This window comes from Methylobacterium oryzihabitans, from assembly GCF_004004555.2.
In the GTDB taxonomy this organism is placed as follows: Bacteria; Pseudomonadota; Alphaproteobacteria; order Rhizobiales; family Beijerinckiaceae; genus Methylobacterium; species Methylobacterium oryzihabitans.
Genome location: NZ_SACP01000028.1, coordinates 40,227 through 58,971 on the forward strand (window position 1 = coordinate 40,227; position 18,745 = coordinate 58,971).

Annotated in this window: 16 protein-coding genes; 6 read left to right on the forward strand and 10 right to left on the reverse strand. The window is 73.7% G+C overall.

What is annotated here, in order from left to right:
* Positions 1-6: 6 nt before the first annotated feature.
* Entirely contained in the window at positions 7-1,221 is a 1,215-nt protein-coding gene (locus tag EOE48_RS22355) for a putative DNA modification/repair radical SAM protein (RefSeq protein ID WP_127733133.1), read from the reverse strand.
* Between the two features lie 172 nt (positions 1,222-1,393).
* Between EOE48_RS22355 and EOE48_RS22360 the strand changes: the two genes are divergently transcribed.
* Together EOE48_RS22360 and EOE48_RS22365 are read left to right on the forward strand one after the other, a co-directional pair.
* The gene (locus tag EOE48_RS22360) at positions 1,394-1,606 is read left to right on the forward strand and encodes a hypothetical protein (RefSeq protein ID WP_127733096.1); all 213 of its coding nucleotides are present in this window, start codon (positions 1,394-1,396) and stop codon (positions 1,604-1,606) included.
* Between the two features lie 112 nt (positions 1,607-1,718).
* Positions 1,719-3,044, forward strand: a complete 1,326-nt coding sequence (locus EOE48_RS22365) for a Gfo/Idh/MocA family protein (RefSeq protein ID WP_127733097.1) — start codon at positions 1,719-1,721, stop codon at positions 3,042-3,044.
* Here the strand turns inward: EOE48_RS22365 and EOE48_RS22370 are convergent.
* The 5 genes from EOE48_RS22370 to radA form a co-directional block, all read right to left on the reverse strand.
* On the reverse strand, positions 3,013-3,687 hold the full coding sequence (locus tag EOE48_RS22370; RefSeq protein WP_127733098.1) for a hypothetical protein: 675 nt from the start codon (positions 3,685-3,687) through the stop codon (positions 3,013-3,015). The two genes, EOE48_RS22365 and EOE48_RS22370, sit on opposite strands and share 32 nt — an antisense overlap.
* A 28-nt stretch (positions 3,688-3,715) precedes the next feature.
* Positions 3,716-4,204, reverse strand: coding sequence for a hypothetical protein (locus EOE48_RS22375; protein ID WP_127733099.1), 489 nt, complete (start codon positions 4,202-4,204; stop codon positions 3,716-3,718).
* A 290-nt stretch (positions 4,205-4,494) separates the two neighbouring features.
* Entirely contained in the window at positions 4,495-5,526 is a 1,032-nt protein-coding gene (locus EOE48_RS22380) for a cysteine synthase A (RefSeq protein WP_127733100.1), read from the reverse strand.
* A gap of 65 nt (positions 5,527-5,591) precedes the next feature.
* On the reverse strand, positions 5,592-6,725 hold the full coding sequence (locus EOE48_RS22385; protein WP_246154708.1) for an alpha/beta hydrolase: 1,134 nt from the start codon (positions 6,723-6,725) through the stop codon (positions 5,592-5,594).
* Positions 6,726-6,859: 134 nt separating this feature from the next.
* Positions 6,860-8,308: a DNA repair protein RadA gene (radA, locus tag EOE48_RS22390; protein WP_127733101.1), complete on the reverse strand. Its 1,449-nt coding sequence runs from the start codon at positions 8,306-8,308 to the stop codon at positions 6,860-6,862.
* 499 nt (positions 8,309-8,807) lie between these two features.
* On the opposite strand from radA, the gene EOE48_RS22395 reads away from it, so the two are divergent.
* The 4 genes from EOE48_RS22395 to EOE48_RS22410 all read left to right on the forward strand — a co-directional run bounded on the left by EOE48_RS22395 (position 8,808) and on the right by EOE48_RS22410 (position 15,004).
* The gene (locus tag EOE48_RS22395) at positions 8,808-9,515 is read left to right on the forward strand and encodes a spermidine synthase (RefSeq protein ID WP_127733102.1); all 708 of its coding nucleotides are present in this window, start codon (positions 8,808-8,810) and stop codon (positions 9,513-9,515) included.
* Positions 9,516-9,915: 400 nt separating this feature from the next.
* The gene (locus tag EOE48_RS22400; protein WP_127733103.1) at positions 9,916-10,608 is read left to right on the forward strand and encodes a response regulator transcription factor; all 693 of its coding nucleotides are present in this window, start codon (positions 9,916-9,918) and stop codon (positions 10,606-10,608) included.
* A gap of 77 nt (positions 10,609-10,685) precedes the next feature.
* A complete protein-coding gene (locus EOE48_RS22405) occupies positions 10,686-12,065 on the forward strand; it encodes a sensor histidine kinase (RefSeq protein WP_246154714.1) in 1,380 nt (459 codons plus the stop codon).
* Entirely contained in the window at positions 12,062-15,004 is a 2,943-nt protein-coding gene (locus EOE48_RS22410; protein ID WP_127733105.1) for a bifunctional [glutamine synthetase] adenylyltransferase/[glutamine synthetase]-adenylyl-L-tyrosine phosphorylase, read from the forward strand. Before EOE48_RS22405 ends, EOE48_RS22410 begins: the two co-directional genes overlap by 4 nt.
* A 52-nt stretch (positions 15,005-15,056) precedes the next feature.
* Here the strand turns inward: EOE48_RS22410 and EOE48_RS30290 are convergent, their stop codons facing one another.
* The 4 genes from EOE48_RS30290 to nusG all read right to left on the reverse strand — a co-directional run bounded on the left by EOE48_RS30290 (position 15,057) and on the right by nusG (position 18,715).
* Complete coding sequence (locus EOE48_RS30290) at positions 15,057-16,718, reverse strand: methyl-accepting chemotaxis protein (RefSeq protein WP_127733106.1); 1,662 nt, start codon at positions 16,716-16,718, stop codon at positions 15,057-15,059.
* 140 nt (positions 16,719-16,858) lie between these two features.
* Positions 16,859-17,557: a 50S ribosomal protein L1 gene (gene rplA / locus EOE48_RS22420; RefSeq protein ID WP_127733107.1), complete on the reverse strand. Its 699-nt coding sequence runs from the start codon at positions 17,555-17,557 to the stop codon at positions 16,859-16,861.
* Between the two features lie 12 nt (positions 17,558-17,569).
* A complete protein-coding gene (gene rplK / locus EOE48_RS22425; protein WP_127733108.1) occupies positions 17,570-18,019 on the reverse strand; it encodes a 50S ribosomal protein L11 in 450 nt (149 codons plus the stop codon).
* A 162-nt stretch (positions 18,020-18,181) separates the two neighbouring features.
* Positions 18,182-18,715 carry a transcription termination/antitermination protein NusG gene (gene nusG / locus EOE48_RS22430; RefSeq protein WP_127733109.1) on the reverse strand — a complete coding sequence of 178 codons (534 nt, stop codon included), beginning with the start codon at positions 18,713-18,715 and terminating at the stop codon, positions 18,182-18,184.
* Positions 18,716-18,745 lie beyond the last annotated feature (30 nt).

The window sequence follows — 18,745 nt, forward strand, 5'->3', positions numbered from 1 at the left end:
ACCGGCTCATCCGAACAGGCTGAGCTGCTGCGGCGGCTCGGCGAGGCGGGTGCGCAGATCCAGCCGGTCGCCGAGGCCGCCCGGGGTGTAGTCGGCGGCGACCAGGAACGGCCGGGCGCGCTTGAGGCCGGAGGTCAGCCGCGCGACGTCGTCGAGGCGCAGCCGCGCGTGGCGCCGCGCCGCCACGATCCGGTCGACCGCCCGCACCCCGAGCCCCGGCACCCGCAGCAGCAACTCACGGTCGGCGGTGTTCACGTCGACGGGAAACCGCTCGCGGTGCTTGAGCGCGAAGGCGAGCTTCGGGTCGATGTCGAGGGCGAGCATCCCGCCCTCGGCCGCCTGCGCCACGTCGTCGGGGGTGAACGCATAGTACCGCAGCAGCCAGTCGGCCTGGTAGAGCCGGTGCTCGCGCTGGAGCGGCGGCGCCTTCAGCGGCAGGATCGCGGTCCCGTCCGGGATCGGACTGAAGGCGGAATAATAGACCCGCTTGAGGTCGTGCCGGTCGTAGAGCGCCGCGCTCTTGCGGATCAGCGCCTCGTCGGTGGTGGCGTCGGCCCCGACGATGACCTGGGTCGACTGCCCGGCCGGCGAGAAGCGGCGGCGCTCCTCCTTCGCCTCGGCGATGCGCTCGCGCATCTGGCCCATCGCGGTCTCGATCGCGGCGCCGTCCTTCTCGGGGGCAAGGCGCTCCAGGCTGGCCTCGCTCGGCAATTCCAGGTTGATCGACAGCCGGTCGGCGAACAGCCCGGCCTGCTCGATCAGCCACGGGCTCGCCTCGGGAATGGTCTTGAGGTGGATGTAGCCGCGGAACCCGTGCTTCTGGCGCAGGGTCTTCGCGACCCGGATCATCCGCTCCATGGTGTGGTCGGGCGAGCGGATGATGCCCGACGAGAGGAACAGCCCCTCGATGGTGTTGCGCTTGTAGAACTCCACCGTGAGGGTCACGACCTCCTCGACGGTGAAGGCCGCGCGCCGCACGTTGGACGATCGCCGGTTGACGCAATAGGCGCAGTCGAACAGGCAGTAGTTGGTCAGCAGGATCTTGAGCAGCGAGACGCAGCGCCCGTCCGGCGTGTAGGCGTGGCAGATCCCCGCTCCCGTGGTCGACCCGAGCCCGTCCTTCGCCGCCCGGCGCTTCGGGGCGCCCGAGGAGGCGCAGGAGGCGTCGTACTTGGCGGCGTCGGCGAGGATGCCGAGTTTTGTCTTCAGCGCGTCGTCCATCGTGACGAGATGCGACACGTTCGCCCTTTGTTCAAGGCGGCGCAGCGCCGCGTCGGATGGCTGTGGACGTCCGGGAACCGGGCCGGGACGCCGCCCGTTATCAGCCCGATTGGAAATCTTCTAATGTGCCCGTCCCGCCCTCGCGGCGACGGGCGAGACGGGAGGCGCCACCATGGCCGACATGACCCAGAACGCGATGTGCCGGAGCTGCCGGTTCTACGACGACCACAAGCTGAACGGCGCCGCCGCGCAGGGCGACGAGGGCCTGTGCCGGTTCAACCCGCCGGTGAGCCAGCCGGGACCCCAGGATCACGGCCTGTGGCCGGTGGTCTCGGCCGGCGACTGGTGCGGCCACTTCTCGCCGGAGATGATGGCGGGCGAGTAACCGCGCTCGCAGCGATCCGCGAGGGCCGGCCCCGTGCCGGCCCTTCGCATGTCCGGAACCCCGCCACCCGCGATACGTTCGCCCGGCACGATTCCTCTTCCGGGCGAGGCTCATGCCGGACGACCTGACCACCCTCTCGCGCCGTTCCCTGATGCTGGCCGGCGGCGCGACGCTCGCGGGTCTCGGCGGCGCCGCGGCGCAGACGCCCGGGCCGCAGGTGCCGGTCGATACCGGCAAGGTCGAGAACGGCCGGGTGACGTTTCCGAACTGGCGCGGCCCCTCCGACCGGCCCGCACCCCCGCCGCCGGCGCCGCTGCCCCCGGGCGAGCGGGTCGGGTTCGCGGTCGTCGGGCTCGGCCGGCTCAGCCTCGAGGAGATCCTCCCGGCCTTCGGCGAGAGCCGCAAGGCGCGCCCCGTGGCGCTGATGTCGGGCTCGCCCGAGAAGGCCAAGGCGGTGGCGGCGCAGTACGGCATCGCCCCCGAGGCGGTCCACGGCTACGACGGCTGGGACGCCCTGGCGCGGAACCCGGCGGTCAAGGCGGTCTACGTCGTCACCCCGAACGCGCTCCATCGCGACCAGGTTCTCGCCGCCGCCAAGGCCGGCAAGCACGTCCTGTGCGAGAAGCCGATGGCCGCCTCCGCGGCGGAGGCGCGGGCGATGATCGACGCCTGCGCCCAGGCGAACGTGAAGCTGATGATCGCCTATCGCTGCCAGTACGAGCCGCACAACCGCGAGGTCGTGCGGCTCTACCGCTCGGGCAAGCTCGGCCGGCCGAAGCTGATCCAGGCGGTCAACGCCCAGACGATGAGCCTGCCGGAGCAGTGGCGGCTGAAGGCGGCCCTCGCCGGCGGCGGGGCGCTGCCCGACATCGGGCTCTACTGCCTCAACGGCGTGCGGGCGCTCACCGGCGAGGAGCCGGTCTCGGTGCAGGCGCAGATCCAATCCCCCGACGACCCGCTCTACCGCGAGGTCGAGGAGAGCGTCGCGTTCACCCTGCGCTTCCCGTCCGGCGTCATGGCCCAGTGCAGCACCAGCTACGGCGCCCACGAGACCCGCTCGCTGATGATCCAGGGCGAGGGCGCGTCGCTGACGCTCCAGAACGCCTTCGCGTACGAGGGCCAGCGCCTGATCCTGAATCACCGCGAGGGCAAGTCGGAGGCGCGCGAGGAGCGGGCGCTCGCCGTGCGCAACCAGTTCGCCCTCGAACTCGACCACATGGCGACCTGCATCCTGGAGAACCGCCAGCCGCGCACGCCCGGCGAGGAAGGGCTCCAGGACCAGATCCTGATGGAGGCGATCTACGAGGCCGCCCGCACCGGCGCGACCGTGGCGCTGAAGCCGCCGGAGCGCCCCGCCCGCAGGGACGCGGGCAGGGAGGGGTCGAAGGGCGACGGCGCCCTCGACGTCACCCGCGGCCCGGAGCCGGAGGAGGGCTGACCGCGGCCGGGTCGGCCTTGGCCGTGCCGGCCCGCAGGGTGAAGGGCTGCTCGACCCGGGTCGTGCGGCCTGTCGCGGCGTCGGTCAGGATGTAGGCGAGCACGTAGTCGCCGGGAGGCGCACCGTCGAGGCTCATCGACAGGTTGATGAAGAACTCCCGGTTCTTCGCGTGGGAGACGAGACGGGAATTCAGCAGCCCCTTCTGGCCGGCCAGGACCTTGCCGGCCCGGTCGAGGATCTCGAAATCCGCCGTGATCCCGAACTCGACCGTGTCGGAACCGACCGGCTTCCAGCCGTAGCCGGCCGGCTCGATGTAGCTCAGCAGCGTCTCGCCCTGGGTGAAGACCGAGGTCGGGCGCGCGTCGTAGCCGCCGAAGACCTCCGCCTTCTCGCGCACGAACATCGCCCGGCGGGGCTCGAAGGGCAGACGGGTCCAGACATCGACCACCGCCTGCTCGGCGGCGGCGAGGTCGGCGAGGGTCGGGGCCTTCGCGGCGGCAGCCGGCGCCGGCTCGGCCCGGGCGGCGGGGGCCTTGCGGGTCCCGGACCAGAAATCGTCGGCGGCCCGGGCCGCCCCGGCGCCGGCGGTGGTGCAGATCAGGGCGGCGGCGGCCAGCCCGGCGAGGCGCGTCATCATCGTCATCGGTCGGTTCTCCTAGGGGGGTTCAGGCTCAGTTGATCGGCTTGACGCTGGCCATGATCGCGGCGACCGCGGCCTTGTTGTCGGCGCGCTCCTCCTCGGAGCCCCACAGCGTCAGCATGACCACCTGATCGCCGCCGCCATCCAGGAACACGAAGTCGACCAGGGTCTTGCCGTTGGCGTCGGTGGTGTCGAACCGCACCACCTCCCCCTTGGTGCCGCCGAAATCCATCTGCCGCTCCTGCGGCTTGACGTTTGCGTCGATCTTGTTCTCTTTCATCCACTTCTTGTTGGCGGCGACCATGCGATCGATATTCTTCTTGCCGGCATACTCGACCGAGAAGAAGATGCCGCCGTCGGGCGACTTCGCCGAGTAACCGTACTCGATCTCGTCGACGTCCCACTTGTCGGGCACCGAGAGGATCACGGCCGGGTTCTTGTCCGGCACCGCGAAGTTGCGGGCCTGCGCCGGGGCGGCCAAAGCCGCGAGCACCGCCGCACCGAACAGGAAACTCTTCATCGTCCATCCCCTCGAAACACGCCGGGCACGAGACGGCGGGCGATCACGTCGTGATGATCGCACCCGCGCCCGGCGCCGGAAGTCTGCCGTTGCTACGGAACGAGATCGAGGCGTCGGCGCTCGTCTCGGGTTCCGTTGTGCAGGGTCGAGGATTGACAGAAGGTCAAGGCCGGACAAATCGGCCGTGGTTTTCGGCGCTGGTGCGCCTCGTCTTGCCGGAACTCCCGAAGGTCCTTAACGGGACACCGTCCCCGGTCGATCGAATTGTACCGATCGCTCGCGGGACCGGCTCACGCCAGCCCCGGATCGATCACCCGCGGCTCGGCGAGCCAGGACGGCACCGGCAGGTCGCGCGCGCGCAGGAAGCCGGGATCGAACAGCTTCGAGGCGTAGCGGGCGCCGCCGTCGCACAGGATGGTCACCACCGTGTGGCCGGGTCCGAGGCGGCGGGCGAGGCGGATCGCGCCGGCGACGTTGATCCCCGACGAGCCGCCGAGGCACAGGCCCTCCTCGGCGAGCAGGCCGAAGACCAGCGGCAGCGCCTCGGCGTCGGAGATCTCGTCGCTCACGTCGGGCCGGAAGCCGTCGAGGTTGCCGGTGATCCGGCCCTGGCCGATGCCCTCGGTGATCGAGTTGCCCTCGGCCTTCAGAATGCCGGTGGCGTAGTGGCGGTGCAGCGCCGAACCCTGCGGGTCGGCGAGCCCGATCGTGACGTTCGGGTTGCGCGCCCGCAGCGCCGCGGCGACGCCGGCGAGCGTGCCGCCGGTGCCCGCCGCGCAGACGAAGCCGTCGACCCGGCCGCCGGTCGCGTCCCAGATCTCCGGCCCGGTCGTGGCGACGTGGGCGTCGCGGTTGGCCGTGTTGTCGAACTGGTCGGCGAAGAACGCCCCGCCCGGCTCGGTGGCGGCGAGCCGCCCGGCGAGGCGGCCGGCGACCCTGACGTAGTTGTTCGGGTTGGCGAACGGTACCGCCGGCACCTCGACGAGGCTCGCTCCGGCGAGCCGCAGGGCCAGCTTCTTCTCGGCCGATTGCGTCTCGGGGATCACGATCACCGTGCGGTAGCCGCGGGCGGCCGCCACCATCGCGAGGCCGATGCCGGTATTGCCCGCCGTGCCCTCGACGATGGTGCCGCCGGGCCGGATCCGCCCGTCGCGCTCCGCCGCCTCGACCATCGACAGGGCGGCGCGGTCCTTCACCGACCCGCCGGGATTCATGAACTCGGCCTTGCCGAGGATCGTGCAGCCGGTCTCCTCCGAGGCCCGGCGCAGCCGGATCAGCGGCGTGCCGCCGATCGCGGAGAGGACGTCGGATGTCACGGTCATGGCGTCGCCCCGGATCGCGCAAGGGACGCGGTGATCGCGCGGAATCGCACGGCCGGCAAGCCGTCCTATTGCGGCGCCCGCTCGGTGCCGAGATGCTTGTCGAGGAACGCCGCGATCTCGCCGAACACCTCGCGGGTCTCGGGCGCGTCGGGGTCGAACAGGTACTGGGCGTGGCTCATGCCCTCGAACACCTGGAGCGACGCCTCGACCCCGGCCTGGCGCAGCTTGCGGTGGGTGCGCACGGTGTTGGACAGGAACAGGTCGCGGGTGCCGGTGGTCAGGATCGTCGGCGGCAGGCCGCGCAGGTCGCCGTAGATCGGCGAGAGCTGCGGGTCCTTCAGGTCGCGGCCGGCGGCGTAGAGCGCCGCGGCGCGGTTGAGGTAGCCGTCATAGGAGACCAGCACGTTGTCGAGCCACTCGTTGGCCTTGTAGCTGTCGCCGGTCTCGGTGAGGTCGGACCACGGCGTGCCGGGCGCGATCGCGGCGGGCAGGCTCACGCCCTCCTGGCGCGCCCGCAGCATCAGGGCCAGCGTCATGCCGCCGCCGGTCGAGGTGCCGAACACCGCCATGTTCTCGGGCCGCTGAAGGGTCAGCGCCGCCTTCCACACCGCCATCGCGTCGTCCATCGCCGCGGGGTAGGGGGCGTCGGGCGGCATGCGGTAGTCGAACGAGATCACGGTGAACTTGCCGAAGGCCGCCATCAGCACCGCCTCCAGGGTGCCGGCCTCGCCCGGGTTGTAGACGTAGCCGCCGCCGTGGATGTGGACGAGCAGGCGGTTGCGGTTGCGCTCCGGCACCTCCCTGGGGGCGATGATCCAGGCGCGCACCCCGCCGATCACCTCCGGCGTCGCCACCACGCCGAGGCGCTCGCGCAGGGCCGGCAGGGAGGCCGCCGTCTGGGCGGCGAGCCTGCCGACCAGCGCCTTCCACTCGGCCGGGCCGGCGGGGTCGGCGTTCCAGGCCGGGCTGCGATAGGGCGCGGCGATCGCCGCCTGGAGTTCCGGGCTCACCGTGCCGGGCACCGGGATCCGGCGGCCCGGCACGGTGCGCGGCCCGGGCTTGTCGTTGGCGGCGCTCTGGGCCGCCTCCAGCCGGGCGAAGTCGGGGGCGCTCGCGGCCGGCGGCGGCGCCTGGGTTTGAGCGTGGGCGGGAGCCGCGGCGAGGAGGAGCGCGAGGGCCAGGCGGCGCGAAGGGGTCACGGGCGAGGTTCTGCTTCTGCGGGCGCGGACGATGAATTTTCTGTGGAGACAGGCATGCCTTCGCGCGGGCCGCAGGGCAAGCCCGTCCGCCTCATGCGAGTTCCGACCGATCGCTTCGCGATACGGACATCGTATCACTCGTCCGGCTCGTAGGCCGCCGGCCGGTTGCGTCGGCCGATCCGGCCGCCGCCTGCGCTGGCAACGCCTGCGCTGGCAACGCCAGCCACGAGGTCGGCGATGTGGCGCAGCGACTCCGCCGGCAGCCCGCCGCGCTCCCCGGGCTCGCCGCGCCCCTGGGGCATCAGCGCCCGGGCGAAGCCGAGCTTCTGCGCCTCCTTGAGCCGCGCCGGGGCCTGCGCCACCGGGCGGATCGCCCCCGACAGGCCGACCTCGCCGAAATACACCGTCTCGGACGGCAGCGGCGTGCCCGACAGCGACGAGACCAGGGCCGCCGCCACCGCGAGGTCGGCCGCCGGCTCGGTGATGCGCAGGCCCCCCGCGACGTTGAGGTAGACGTCGTGGGCGCCGAGCCGCAGCCCGGCATGGGCCTCCAGCACCGCGAGCACCATCGAGAGGCGGTTGGGGTCCCAGCCGACCACCGCCCGGCGCGGCATGCCGAGCGCCGAGGGCGCGACGAGGGCCTGGATCTCGACCAGCAGCGGGCGCGTGCCCTCCATGCCGGCGAAGACCGCGGTGCCGGGCGCCGCGAGGTCGCGCCCGGCGAGGAACAGGGCGGAGGGGTTCGGCACCTCGGCCAGTCCGCCGTCGGTCATCTCGAACACCCCGATCTCGTCGGTGGGGCCGAAGCGGTTCTTCACCGCCCGCAGGATGCGGAAATGGTGGCCCTGGTCGCCCTCGAACGAGGCGACCGCATCGACCATGTGCTCGACGACCCGGGGTCCTGCGATCTGCCCGTCCTTGGTGACGTGGCCGACCAGGATGACGGCGGTGCCGGTGGTCTTGGCGAAGCGGATCAGCGCCTGGGCCGAGCCCCGCACCTGCGTGACCGTGCCGGGTGCGGAATCCACCGTCTCGGTCCACATCGTCTGGATCGAGTCGATGATCGCCAGTCCCGGCGGACGGCCCTGGCCGAGGGTCGTGACGATGTCCTCGACGTTGGTCTCGGCGGCGAGTTCCACCGGTGCCCCGGCGAGCCCGAGGCGCTCGGCCCGCAGCCGCACCTGCCCGACCGCCTCTTCGCCGGAGATGTAGGCGACCCGCTCGCCGCTTTGCGCCATCGCGGCCGAGGCCTGCATCAGCAGGGTCGACTTGCCGATGCCGGGATCACCCCCGAGCAGGATGACCGACCCGCGCACGAAGCCGCCGCCGGTCACGCGGTCGAGTTCGGCGATGCCCGAGGCGGTGCGCGGCGCCTCCTTGGCCTCGCCGGTCAGCCCTTCGAGCGGGAACACCCGCCCGCGTGCCCGGCCCGGCCGCGTCGCCGCCGGCCCGGTGGCGGGGCCGGCCGCCGCGGTCTCCTCGACGATCGTGTTCCAGCCGTTGCAGGCCTCGCAGCGCCCGCGCCAGCGGTTGTAGACCGCGCCGCAGGACTGGCAGACGAAGGTCTGGTGGGACTTGGCCATGGCTGCCCGAGGGTGGGGCGACGGAGGGCCGCCCGGGGTGTTCCCGATATGTCCTGACGGCCGGCTGCTTGCAACCGGCCCCGACCGCGGGGGCGCCCCGGAGAGGGCGCGGATTCTCCTGCGACCGTCGGATTCTCCAGGGCAATCGGGTGAAGCCCGATGGCCCTGGGTTTCTTGCTTGGCCTCAGGCGCCGGCGGCCGCGCGCGACACGCCGTGTCGCCGCGACCTTGGCTTCGCTCCGCTCTGCGTCCGGGAGGACATTCGTCCTCCCGGACCCGCTGCGCGGGGCGCTCTTCGCGCCCGCCGGATCGACAATCGGGTTTCACCCGATTGCCCTGTCGGATTCTCGCTCCTGGCTCGACCCGTGGCGGGATGTCCTTTACGGGACGTCGCCGTCCCGGCTTCCACGAACCTGCCGCGGGCAAGGTAGCCGGCGCGTGCCTCGGAGCCTGCCCGCTCCCGGCGGCCCCGCGCCGCGAACCTGCAAGGAGCCCGCCCGTGATCCCCTGGGTCCAGCTCGGTACCGGCACCGTCCCGGGGGAGGACGGCACCCTGCGCCTGATGCGGCGCGGCGACGAATTCGCGATCGTCATCGGCCAGAACGAGCTGATGAACAGCCGGCGCAGCGGCTCGGAGGTCGCCCTGGCCGAGATCGCCTGCGGGCGCCTGCGCGAGCGGCCGCGGGCGGCGGTGCTGATCGGCGGGCTCGGGATGGGCTTCACCCTCCGGGCCGCCCTGGCGGTCCTGCGGCCCGACGCCCGCGTGGTGGTGGCCGAACTGGTGCCGGCGGTGGTCGAATGGGCCCGCGGGCCGCTCGGCCCCCTGTTCGCCGGCAGCCTCGACGACCCGCGGGTCGAGGTGCGCGAGACCGACGTGTTCGACGCCCTGGCGGCCGGCCGGGACGGCTACGACGCGATCCTGCTCGACGTCGACAACGGCCCGGAGGGACTGCTGCGCGAGGAGAACGACCGGCTCTACGACGCCGGCGGCCTGGCCCGCGCGGGGGCGCGGCTGCGGCCCGGCGGCATCCTGGGGATCTGGTCGGAGGGACCCCAGGACGCCTTCGCGGGCCGGTTGCGGCGCTGCGGCTTCGCGGTCGAGGAGATCCGCGTGCCGGCGAGCGCCGGGCGCGGGCGGCGGCACGTCGTCTGGCTCGCGACCCGGGCCGGAGACGGCCAGGCGCCCCGGCGGCCCGCACGGCGGTAGAAGCGCCACCTTTCCGAAAGTTCACGATCCGGAGACGCGGGCGTAAGCCGGCGCCCGCTACACAGGGAGCGTCGCCGGAGCGGGCGGCGTCGCCTCCCCCCAGCACAGGCGCCGCACCGCTCGGGCCCGCGCATCCTCCGCCGATCCGGCGGAGGATGCGCTCCCCAGGATCCGGGCAGCCCCTGCTCGGAGGGCCGCGAGGCCGCCGCATCCTCACTCGTCGCCCCCACGAGGATCGGCGGTCCGGCCCGGCAGGCCGGGTGCCCCCCACCCGGCCTGCCGCCCTCCGGCGAAGCCCGACGCGGCGGCAAGCCCCCGGCCGCCCGTCGGGCCATTTTGGGACGTCGCCCCGACGAATCCGGTGCCCACTTTCGCAAGGGCGTGCGCTACAATGCCGGAAATGCGCCTTCTCATCATCGAGGACGACCGCGAGGCGGCGTCCTACCTCTCCAAGGCCTTCCGGGAAGCCGGCCACGTCGCCGACCTCGCCCATGACGGCCTCGACGGCTACGCGATGGCCCGCGAGGGCGACTACGACGTGCTCGTGGTCGACCGGATGCTGCCGAAGCTCGACGGCCTGTCGCTGATCCGCTCCCTGCGCGAGCAGGAGGTCGGCACGCCGGTGCTGATCCTCTCGGCCCTCGGGCAGGTCGACGACCGGGTCAAGGGCCTGCGGGCGGGCGGCGACGACTACCTGCCCAAGCCCTACGCCTTCTCCGAGCTGCTCGCCCGCAGCGAGGTGCTGGCGCGCCGCCGCGGCTCGGCCTCGGCCGGGGCCGAGCCCACCGCCTACCGGGTCGGCGACCTCGAACTCGACCGCCTGTCGCACCGGGTCACCCGGGCCGGCCAGGAGATCGTGCTCCAGCCGCGGGAATTCCGGCTGCTCGAATACCTCATGCGCCATGCCGGGCAGGTCGTCACCCGCACGATGCTGCTGGAGCACGTCTGGGACTACCATTTCGACCCGCAGACCAACGTCATCGACGTCCACGTCTCGCGCCTGCGCGCCAAGATCGACAAGGGCTTCGAGCGGGCGATGATCCACACCGTGCGGGGGGCCGGCTACATGGTGCGGGCCGGCGGCGAGGCGTGAGCGCCCCGGCCGCGTTCGATCCGGCGCCGCGCCGGGAATCCCCTCCGGAGCCGCGCCCGGACGGGGCGTGGACGCGGCTGTCGACGCTGTTTCGCACCACCGCGTTCAAGCTCTCCCTCGTCTACCTCGCGGTCTTCGCCGCCTTCGCGTTCTTCGTCCTCGGCTACGTCGCCTGGAACGCCCGCCGGGTGCTCGACGACCAGATCGTCTCGACCATCGAGGCCGAGATCAGCGGGCTGTCGGACCAGTACGCCGCCGGCGGCCTGCGCCGGCTCGTCGCGGTGGTCGAGCGGCGCTCGCGCGAGCCCGGCGCCTCGCTCTACCTCGTCACCACCCCGGCCGGGGAGCACGTCGCCGGCAACGTCGAGGCGCTGCCGCCCGGCGTGCTCGCCGAGCCCGGCCAGACCGAGACCGCCTACGGCCGCGGAACCGACGGCGACAGCCTGACCCACCGGGCGATCGTGCGCATCTTCACCCTGCCGGGGGGCTTCCGCCTGCTGGTCGGGCGCGACGTCGACGAGCGCGACCGCCTGCGGGCGGTGATCGCCCGGGCCTTCGGCTGGTCGCTGCTCCTCGTCGTCGGCCTCGGCTTCCTCGGCAGCCTGTTCATCGCCCGCCGGGTGCTCAAGCGGGTCGACGACATGACGGGCATCACCCGCGGCATCATGGCGGGCGACCTCGACGGCCGCCTCGCCCTCGCCGGCACCGGCGACGAGCTGGACCGTCTCGCCCGCAACCTCAACGCGATGCTCGACCGCATCGGCGAGCTGATGCGCGGCATGCGCGAGGTCTCCGACAACATCGCCCACGACCTCAAGACGCCGCTGACGCGCCTGCGCAACAAGGCCGACGCGGCGCTCGGCTCCGACGACCCGGCGGTGCTGCGCGCCGCGCTCGAAGCCACGATCGAGGAGAGCGACAACCTGATCCGGGTGTTCAACGCGCTCCTGATGATCGCCCGGCTGGAGGCCGGCAGCAGCCGCGCCGACCTCGCGGATTTCGACGCCGGCGCGGTCGCCCTCGAGGTCGCGGAGTTGTACGAAGCGGTGGCGGAGGAGCGCGGGGTGACGGTGACGGCGCAGGCCGCCCCGGGCCTCGTCGTCCACGGGAGCCGCGAGCTGATCGGGCAGGCGATGGCGAACCTGATCGACAACGCCCTGAAATACGGCGCCGGCGGCGAGCCGGTCGTCGCCGTCTCGGCCGCCCGCGACGGCGACGCCGTGGTGCTGGCGGTGGCCGATCGCGGCCCCGGCATCCCGGAGGAGGACCGCGCCCGGGTGCTCGGCCGCTTCGTCCGTCTGGAGACCGCCCGCAGCCGTCCCGGCTTCGGCCTCGGGCTCAGCCTCGTCGCGGCCATCGCCCGCCTGCACGACGGTGCGCTCCTGATCGAGGACCACGGGCCGGGCCTGCGCGCGGTGCTGCGCCTGCCGGCGGCCCCCGCCCCGGAGGCCCCGTGACCGACTCCGCTCTCCGCGCCCTGCTGTCCGCCGCCCCGGTCCTCGCCGATCCCGGGCGGGCCCGCGACCGCGTCGCCGACCTCGCCGCCGCGGCGGCGGACTCGGCCGACCTCGCCGTCCTCGCGGACGACCTGCGGCACGATGGCCCGGTCCGCGCCCTGCTCCTCGGGCTCGCCGACCATTCCTCGTTCCTGTGGGGCCTCGCCACCCGCGACCCCGCCCATCTCGCCGGCCTGCTGGCCGCCCCGCCGGAGGCGTCCCTGGCCGGGCTCGTCGCCGCCCAGCGCGCCGCCGGGGCCGCCGGGCAGCCCCGGGACGCGGTGATGCGGACCCTGCGCCGCAACCGCGGCGCCCTGGCGCTGCTGGTGGCGCTCTGCGACGTCGGCGGGGTGTGGTCGCTCGAGGAGGTGACGGCGGCGCTCTCGGACTTCGCCGACGCCTCGGTGCTGGCCGCCACCGACGCGGTGCTGCACGAGGCCGCCGCCACCGGGCGGTTCCACCCGCGCGACCCGGCCGAGCCCCAGGCCGGCTCCGGCCTGATCGTGCTCGCCATGGGCAAGCACGGCGCCGGCGAGCTGAACTATTCCAGCGACATCGACCTCATCGTGTTCTTCGACCCCGCCAGCGCCCCCCTGCGCGAGGGCGTCGAGGCGACGCCGTTCTTCAGCCGGCTGGCCCAGACCCTCGGCAAGCTGCTGCAGGAGCGCACCGCCGACGGCTACGTCCACCGGGTCGACTACCGCCTGCGCCCCGATCCCGGCGCCACCCCGACCGCCCTGTCCCTGGCCTCGGCCTACACCTATTACGAGACCGTCGGGCAGAACTGGGAGCGGGCGGCCTTCATCAAGGCCCGGCCGGTCGCCGGCGACATCCCCCTCGCCGAATCGGTGCTGGCGGAACTGCGGCCCTTCGTCTGGCGCAAGTATTTCGACTTCGCCTCGATCGCCGACGTCCACGCGATGAAGCGGCAGATCCACGCCGTGCGCGGCCACGACGCCGTCGCGGTCGCCGGCCACGACATCAAGCTCGGCCGCGGCGGCATCCGCGAGGTCGAGTTCTTCGTCCAGACCCAGCAGCTCGTCTTCGGCGGCCGGCGCCCGTCCCTGCGCGGCCGCCGGACGCTGCGGATGCTCGCCGCGCTCCACGACGAGGGCTGGATCACCCCGCAGGCCCGCGACGAGCTGGCCGAGGCCTACCGCTTCCTGCGCACCGTCGAGCACCGGCTCCAGATGGTCGCCGACGAGCAGACCCAGCGCCTGCCCGACGATCCCGCCCGGCTGGAGCGCTTCGCCCGGTTCTGCGGCTACCCCGACGCCGCCGCCTTCGGCGCCGCACTGGTGGCGCAGGCCCGCCGGGTCCAGGGCCACTACGCCCTGCTGTTCGAGGCCGAGCCCGACCTCTCGGCGGAGGTCGGCGACCTCGTGTTCAGCGGCTCCGACGACGACCCGGCCACCCTCGCGACCCTGCGCCGCCTCGGCTTCCGCCAGCCGGAGGTCGCGACCGAGACGATCCGCGGCTGGCATTTCGGCCGCCGGGCGGCGGTGACGAGCCCGCGCGCCCGCGAGGTGCTGACCGAGCTGGTCCCGGCCCTGGTCCAGGCGCTCGCCGGCACCGCCGACCCGGACGGGGCGCTCGCCGCCCTCGACCGCGCCTTCGGGCGGATGCCGGCCGCGGTCGAGCTGCTGACCATCCTGCGCTCGCACGAGCGGCTGCGGCTGCTCTTCGCCGACCTGCTCGGTACCGCGCCGCGGCTCGCCGACACGGTGGCGTTCAGCCCCCACGTCCTCGACGCGGTGATCGACCCGGCCTTCGTCGCCCCGGTCGCCGGGGCCGATGCCCTGGCGGCGCAGTTCCGCGCCCTGCTCGGCGAGCCCCGCGACGTCGAGGATTTCCTCGACCGCTGCCGCGACGCCGCCCGGCACCTGCGCTTCGTCACCGGGGCGCGGCTGCTCTCCGGCATCCTGCCGCCCGCCGCGGCCGGGCGGGCCTATGCCGGCATCGCGCAGGCCGCCGTGGCGGAATCGCTCGCGGCGGTGCGGCGGGCCTTCGCGGCCGAGCACGGGGCGGTGCCCGGCGGCCGCATGGTGGTGCTCGGCCTCGGCCGCCTCGGCTCGGGCCAGCTCACCGCGACCTCCGACCTCGACCTCGTGGTGCTGTACGACTTCGACCCTGAGAACCGCGAGAGCGACGGCCCGCGCCGGCTCGACGCGGCCGTCTACCACAACCGCCTGACCCAGCGGCTCGTCTCGGCGCTCACCGCTCCGACCCGCCGCGGCCGGCTCTACGAGGTCGACCTGCGCCTGCGCCCCGGTGGCGGCCAGGGCCCGGTCGCCGGGCAGTGGGGCCGCTTCGTGCCGTATTTCCACGAGGAGGCCGGCCTGTGGGAGCACATGGCGCTGTCGCGCGCCCGGGTGCTCGCCGGCGATTCCGACCTCGCCGGGGCGGTCCGGGCGGCGGTCGCCGGGATCGTCGCGGCGCCCCGGGACGCGGAGACGGTGCGGGCCGAGGTGCGCGACATGCGCGCCCGCATCGCCCGCGACAAGGGCGACGGCGGTCCCTACGACCTCAAGCTGTCGCCGGGCGGGCTCACCGATCTCGACTTCCTCGCCCAGGCGCTGGTGCTGTCGCACGCCGCCACCGATCCGGCCCTGCTCGGCCTCGACCCCGAGGCGGTGCTGGCGCGGGCGGGCGAGACCGGCCTGATCGCCCCGGTCGACGCCGCGCGGCTCGCCGTCGCCTACCGGCTGCTCGACGACGTCCACCACTGGCAGCGGCTGATGGTCGAGGGCGCCTTCGGCCGCGACACCGCCCCGGCGCTCCGCGCCCGCCTCGCCGCCGCCGCCGGCCTGCCCGACGAGGCCGCCCTGCTCACTCGCCTCGCCGAGGAGCGGGAGGCCGTCCGCGAGGCATTCGAGCGGATCGTCGGGTCGGTGGGGTGATACGATTTCGCAATCCGCAGCGCTCGGCGACCGCAACGCAGTCGCCGAGCGATCAGTCGGCGATCGTATGAGCGGCCCCCGCCGCCCCGGGCCGGCAGACGATCCGCACCGCGCCCCAGTGGCGGCCGCGGACGCGCACCGGCGCCGAGACCGCGCGCAGGGGCGCGAGGCGGCCCGCCCCCTCCGGCGGCAGCGCCTGGACCAGGAACGCGCGGGCCGAGCGCGCCGCCGCGAGGCCGGCGGCATCGTCGTGGAAGCGGCGGTCGGGCCGCAGCGCGTGGCCCTGCCGGTCGATCACCCGGACCGCGACGATGCCGGGCTCGTCCGGGAGCGAGGGCGGCGCCGCGTCGAGGACGTCCGAGGCCGCGCTCCGGTATTGCGGCGGGGTCGTGCCCGGCACCGGCCGGTAATCCGGGGCGAACAGGGCGCCGGCGGCGAGCCGGCCGGCGCTGACCGCGTCCTCCAGCGCCCGCCCGACCGTCTCCGCCATCTCCCGGGCGGCGGCGACGAAGGGCGCGTGCTCCTCCGCGATCCGGGCCAGCACGGTCGGCAGCCAGACCGGCGGGTCGGCCTCCGGGAAGGCGCAGTGCAGGCCGCGCGGGCTCCTTCCGACCACCGCCACCCGGGCGGGCCCGAGGCCGCGCAGGTCGAGGGCGAGGACGGTGCCGGGCGACGCTCCGCAGCCTTCCGGCGGCTCCAGCAGCAGGCCGCCGCGGCCGACGTCGCGCACCCGGCCGAGGCCCCAGTTGCCGACCCGGGCGAGCCAGTCGACCGGGTAGCGGTCGTGGACCCGGCGGTCGCCGATCTCGCTCTGGCGCAGGGCGGCGGCGATCCGCCCGGCCTGGGCGATGCCGGCCCCGGTCGCGGTGCCGGCGAGATCGCGGCAGGCGGCGTCGGTCTCGCGCAGCAGGGCGGCGAGCCGGCGGTGGCGGTCGCCGTCGAGGGCGTCGGAGAGGGTGCGGGCCTCGGCGGCGAGGTCGCGGACCGCCCCGGCCTGCTCGTCGGCGGCGCGGTGGAAGGTGGCGACGGCCGGGCGCAGGCGGTCGACCGGCCCGATGGCGAGCCCGACCGAGCGGGCAGTGGCGTCGACCCCGTGCCGCAGCCGGCCGGCGGTGCGGCGGGCGGCCTCGGCGCGCCGGCTGCTCTCGGCCGAGACCGCCCGGATGTCGTCGGCGAGCCGCGCGATCCCGCCGCCGTCGGTGCCGAGCCGCGCGGCCTCGATCAGCGCGGTGACGGCGAGGCGATGGGTCTGGCGCGCCGCCGCCTCCATCGCCGCCACGACCCCGTCGAGGTCGGCGCAGGCCCCCTCCAGCTCGGCGAGGCGGGAGCGGGTCTCCTCGCCCCCCTCGCCGGCCTGATCGAGGTGGCGGCCGGCCTGGGCCAGGACCCGGGCGAGGCTCTCGGCCTCGCCGGCGAGCGCCCCGGCGCCCTCGGCGAGGCGAAGCCCGCGTCCGCGCGCTGCCGCGGCCTCGTCGCCCGCCTCGGCGAGGGCCGAATCCAGCCCGGCGAGGCGTCGGCGCAGGTCGCCGAGCCCGCCGGCGACTTCGCGGTCACGGGTGCCGAGAACGGCCATCGCCGCCGACAGGTCGGCCTCGACGGTCTCGACCGCCGGGAAGGCGGAGCGGACCGTGCCGGCCCGGGGCCGCGGCGCCTCCGGGGGCAGGATCTCGACCTCGGCGTTCCGGTCGGGCGAGGGGGAGGCGCGAAACAGCATCGCGGCAAGGTGCGCGCGAGGGCTGAAGGCGGGGTTAACCCTGACGGAGGGTGACGTCCCCAAACGACGACGCCCGGCCGCGAGGGCCGGGCGTCGGTGTTCCGTTCATGGCATCCGGCCGTTGCAGACCGGCACCGATGTCAGGCGGTGAGCACGCTCGACGGGTCGACCTTCACGCCCGGGCCCATCGTCGAGGTGACGGCGATGCGCTGGATGTAGGTGCCCTTGGCGCCGGCTGGCTTGGCCTTGGCGACCGCGTCGGCGAAGGCGCGGATGTTCTCGACGATCTTCTGGTCGTCGAACGACACCTTTCCGATGCCGGCGTGGATGATGCCCGCCTTCTCGACGCGGAACTCGACCGCGCCGCCCTTGGCGGCGCCGACCGCGCCCTTCACGTCCATGGTGACGGTGCCGACCTTCGGGTTCGGCATCAGGCCGCGCGGGCCCAGCACCTTACCGAGGCGGCCGACGAGCGGCATCATGTCCGGGGTGGCGATGCAGCGATCGAACTCGATCGTGCCGCCCTGGACGGTCTCGAGCAGGTCCTCGGCGCCGACGATGTCGGCCCCGGCGGCGCGGGCCTCGTCGGCCTTCGGGCCGCGGGCGAACACCGCCACCCGCACGGTCCGGCCGGAGCCGTTCGGCAGGTTGCAGACGCCGCGGACCATCTGGTCGGCGTGGCGGGGATCGACGCCGAGGTTCATCGAGACCTCGAAGGTCTCGTCGAACTTGGCCTTGGCGCGCTCCTTGATCAGCTTCACCGCGTCGGCGAGCGGATAGAGCTTGGTCGCGTCGATGCCCTCGCGGGCGGCGCGGATGCGCTTGCCTTGACGTGCCATGGTGCCCTCCCCTTACGCCGTGATCTCGAGACCCATGGCCCGGGCGGAGCCGCGGATCATGGCGACGGCCGAGTCAACCGAATCGCAGTTGAGGTCGGGCATCTTCTTCTCGGCGATCTCGCGCAGCTGCGCCTCGGAGATCTTGCCGGCGGGCGCGCCCTTGCCGGGGGTCTTCGAGCCGGACGCCGGCTTCTTGCCGATCTTCATGCCGGCCGCCTTCTTGAGGAAGAACGACACCGGCGGCTGCTTCATCTCGAAGGTGAAGGAGCGGTCCTGATACGCGGTGATGATCACCGGAATCGGGGTGCCCTTCTCGATCTGCGAGGTCTTCGCGTTGAAGGCCTTGCAGAACTCCATGATGTTGAGACCGCGCTGACCGAGCGCGGGACCGATCGGCGGCGACGGGTTGGCGGCGCCGGCCGGGACCTGAAGCTTCACGTAGCCCGTGATCTTCTTCGCCATGGGACTGCTCCCAAGTTTGCCCTGCCCCTGGGGGCGGGCGGTTGCAGGTCGCGGTGCGGTCCGCTGCTCCCGGCGGCGAACCGGGCGGACCTTCCGCGGGTGACACGGGCGAATCGCGGCGGGCGGAGGGTCCGCACCGCCGGATCATGGCCCGTGGAACGATCAGACCTTCTCGACCTGACCGAATTCGAGCTCGACCGGGGTCGCCCGGCCGAAGATGGAGACCGCCACCTTGAGGCGGGAGCGGCCGTCGTCGACCTCCTCGACGACGCCGTTGAACGAGGCGAACGGGCCGTCGGCGACCCGGACCTGCTCGCCGACCTCGAACGAGATCGTGGCCTTTGGGCGCTCGGTGCCCTCCTGGACCTGGCCCTTGATGCGCTCGGCCTCGGCGTCGGGGATCGGCACCGGCTTCGACTTGTCGGCGCCGAGGAAGCCCGTCACCTTCGGGGTGTTCTTGATGAGGTGGTAGACCTCGTCGGTGAGGTCGCACTTCACCAGCACGTAGCCGGGGAAGAACTTGCGCTCGGCATCGACCTTACGGCCGCGGCGCACCTCGACGACCTTCTCGGTCGGGACCATCACCTCGTCGAATTTCTCCGTGAGGCCGCGCTGCGCCGCCTGATCCTTGATCGACTGCGCGACCTTGTTCTCGAAGTTCGAGTAGGCGTGGACGATGTACCAGCGCTTCGACACGGTGTTTCACTCCAGCCCCGGCTCCGGACC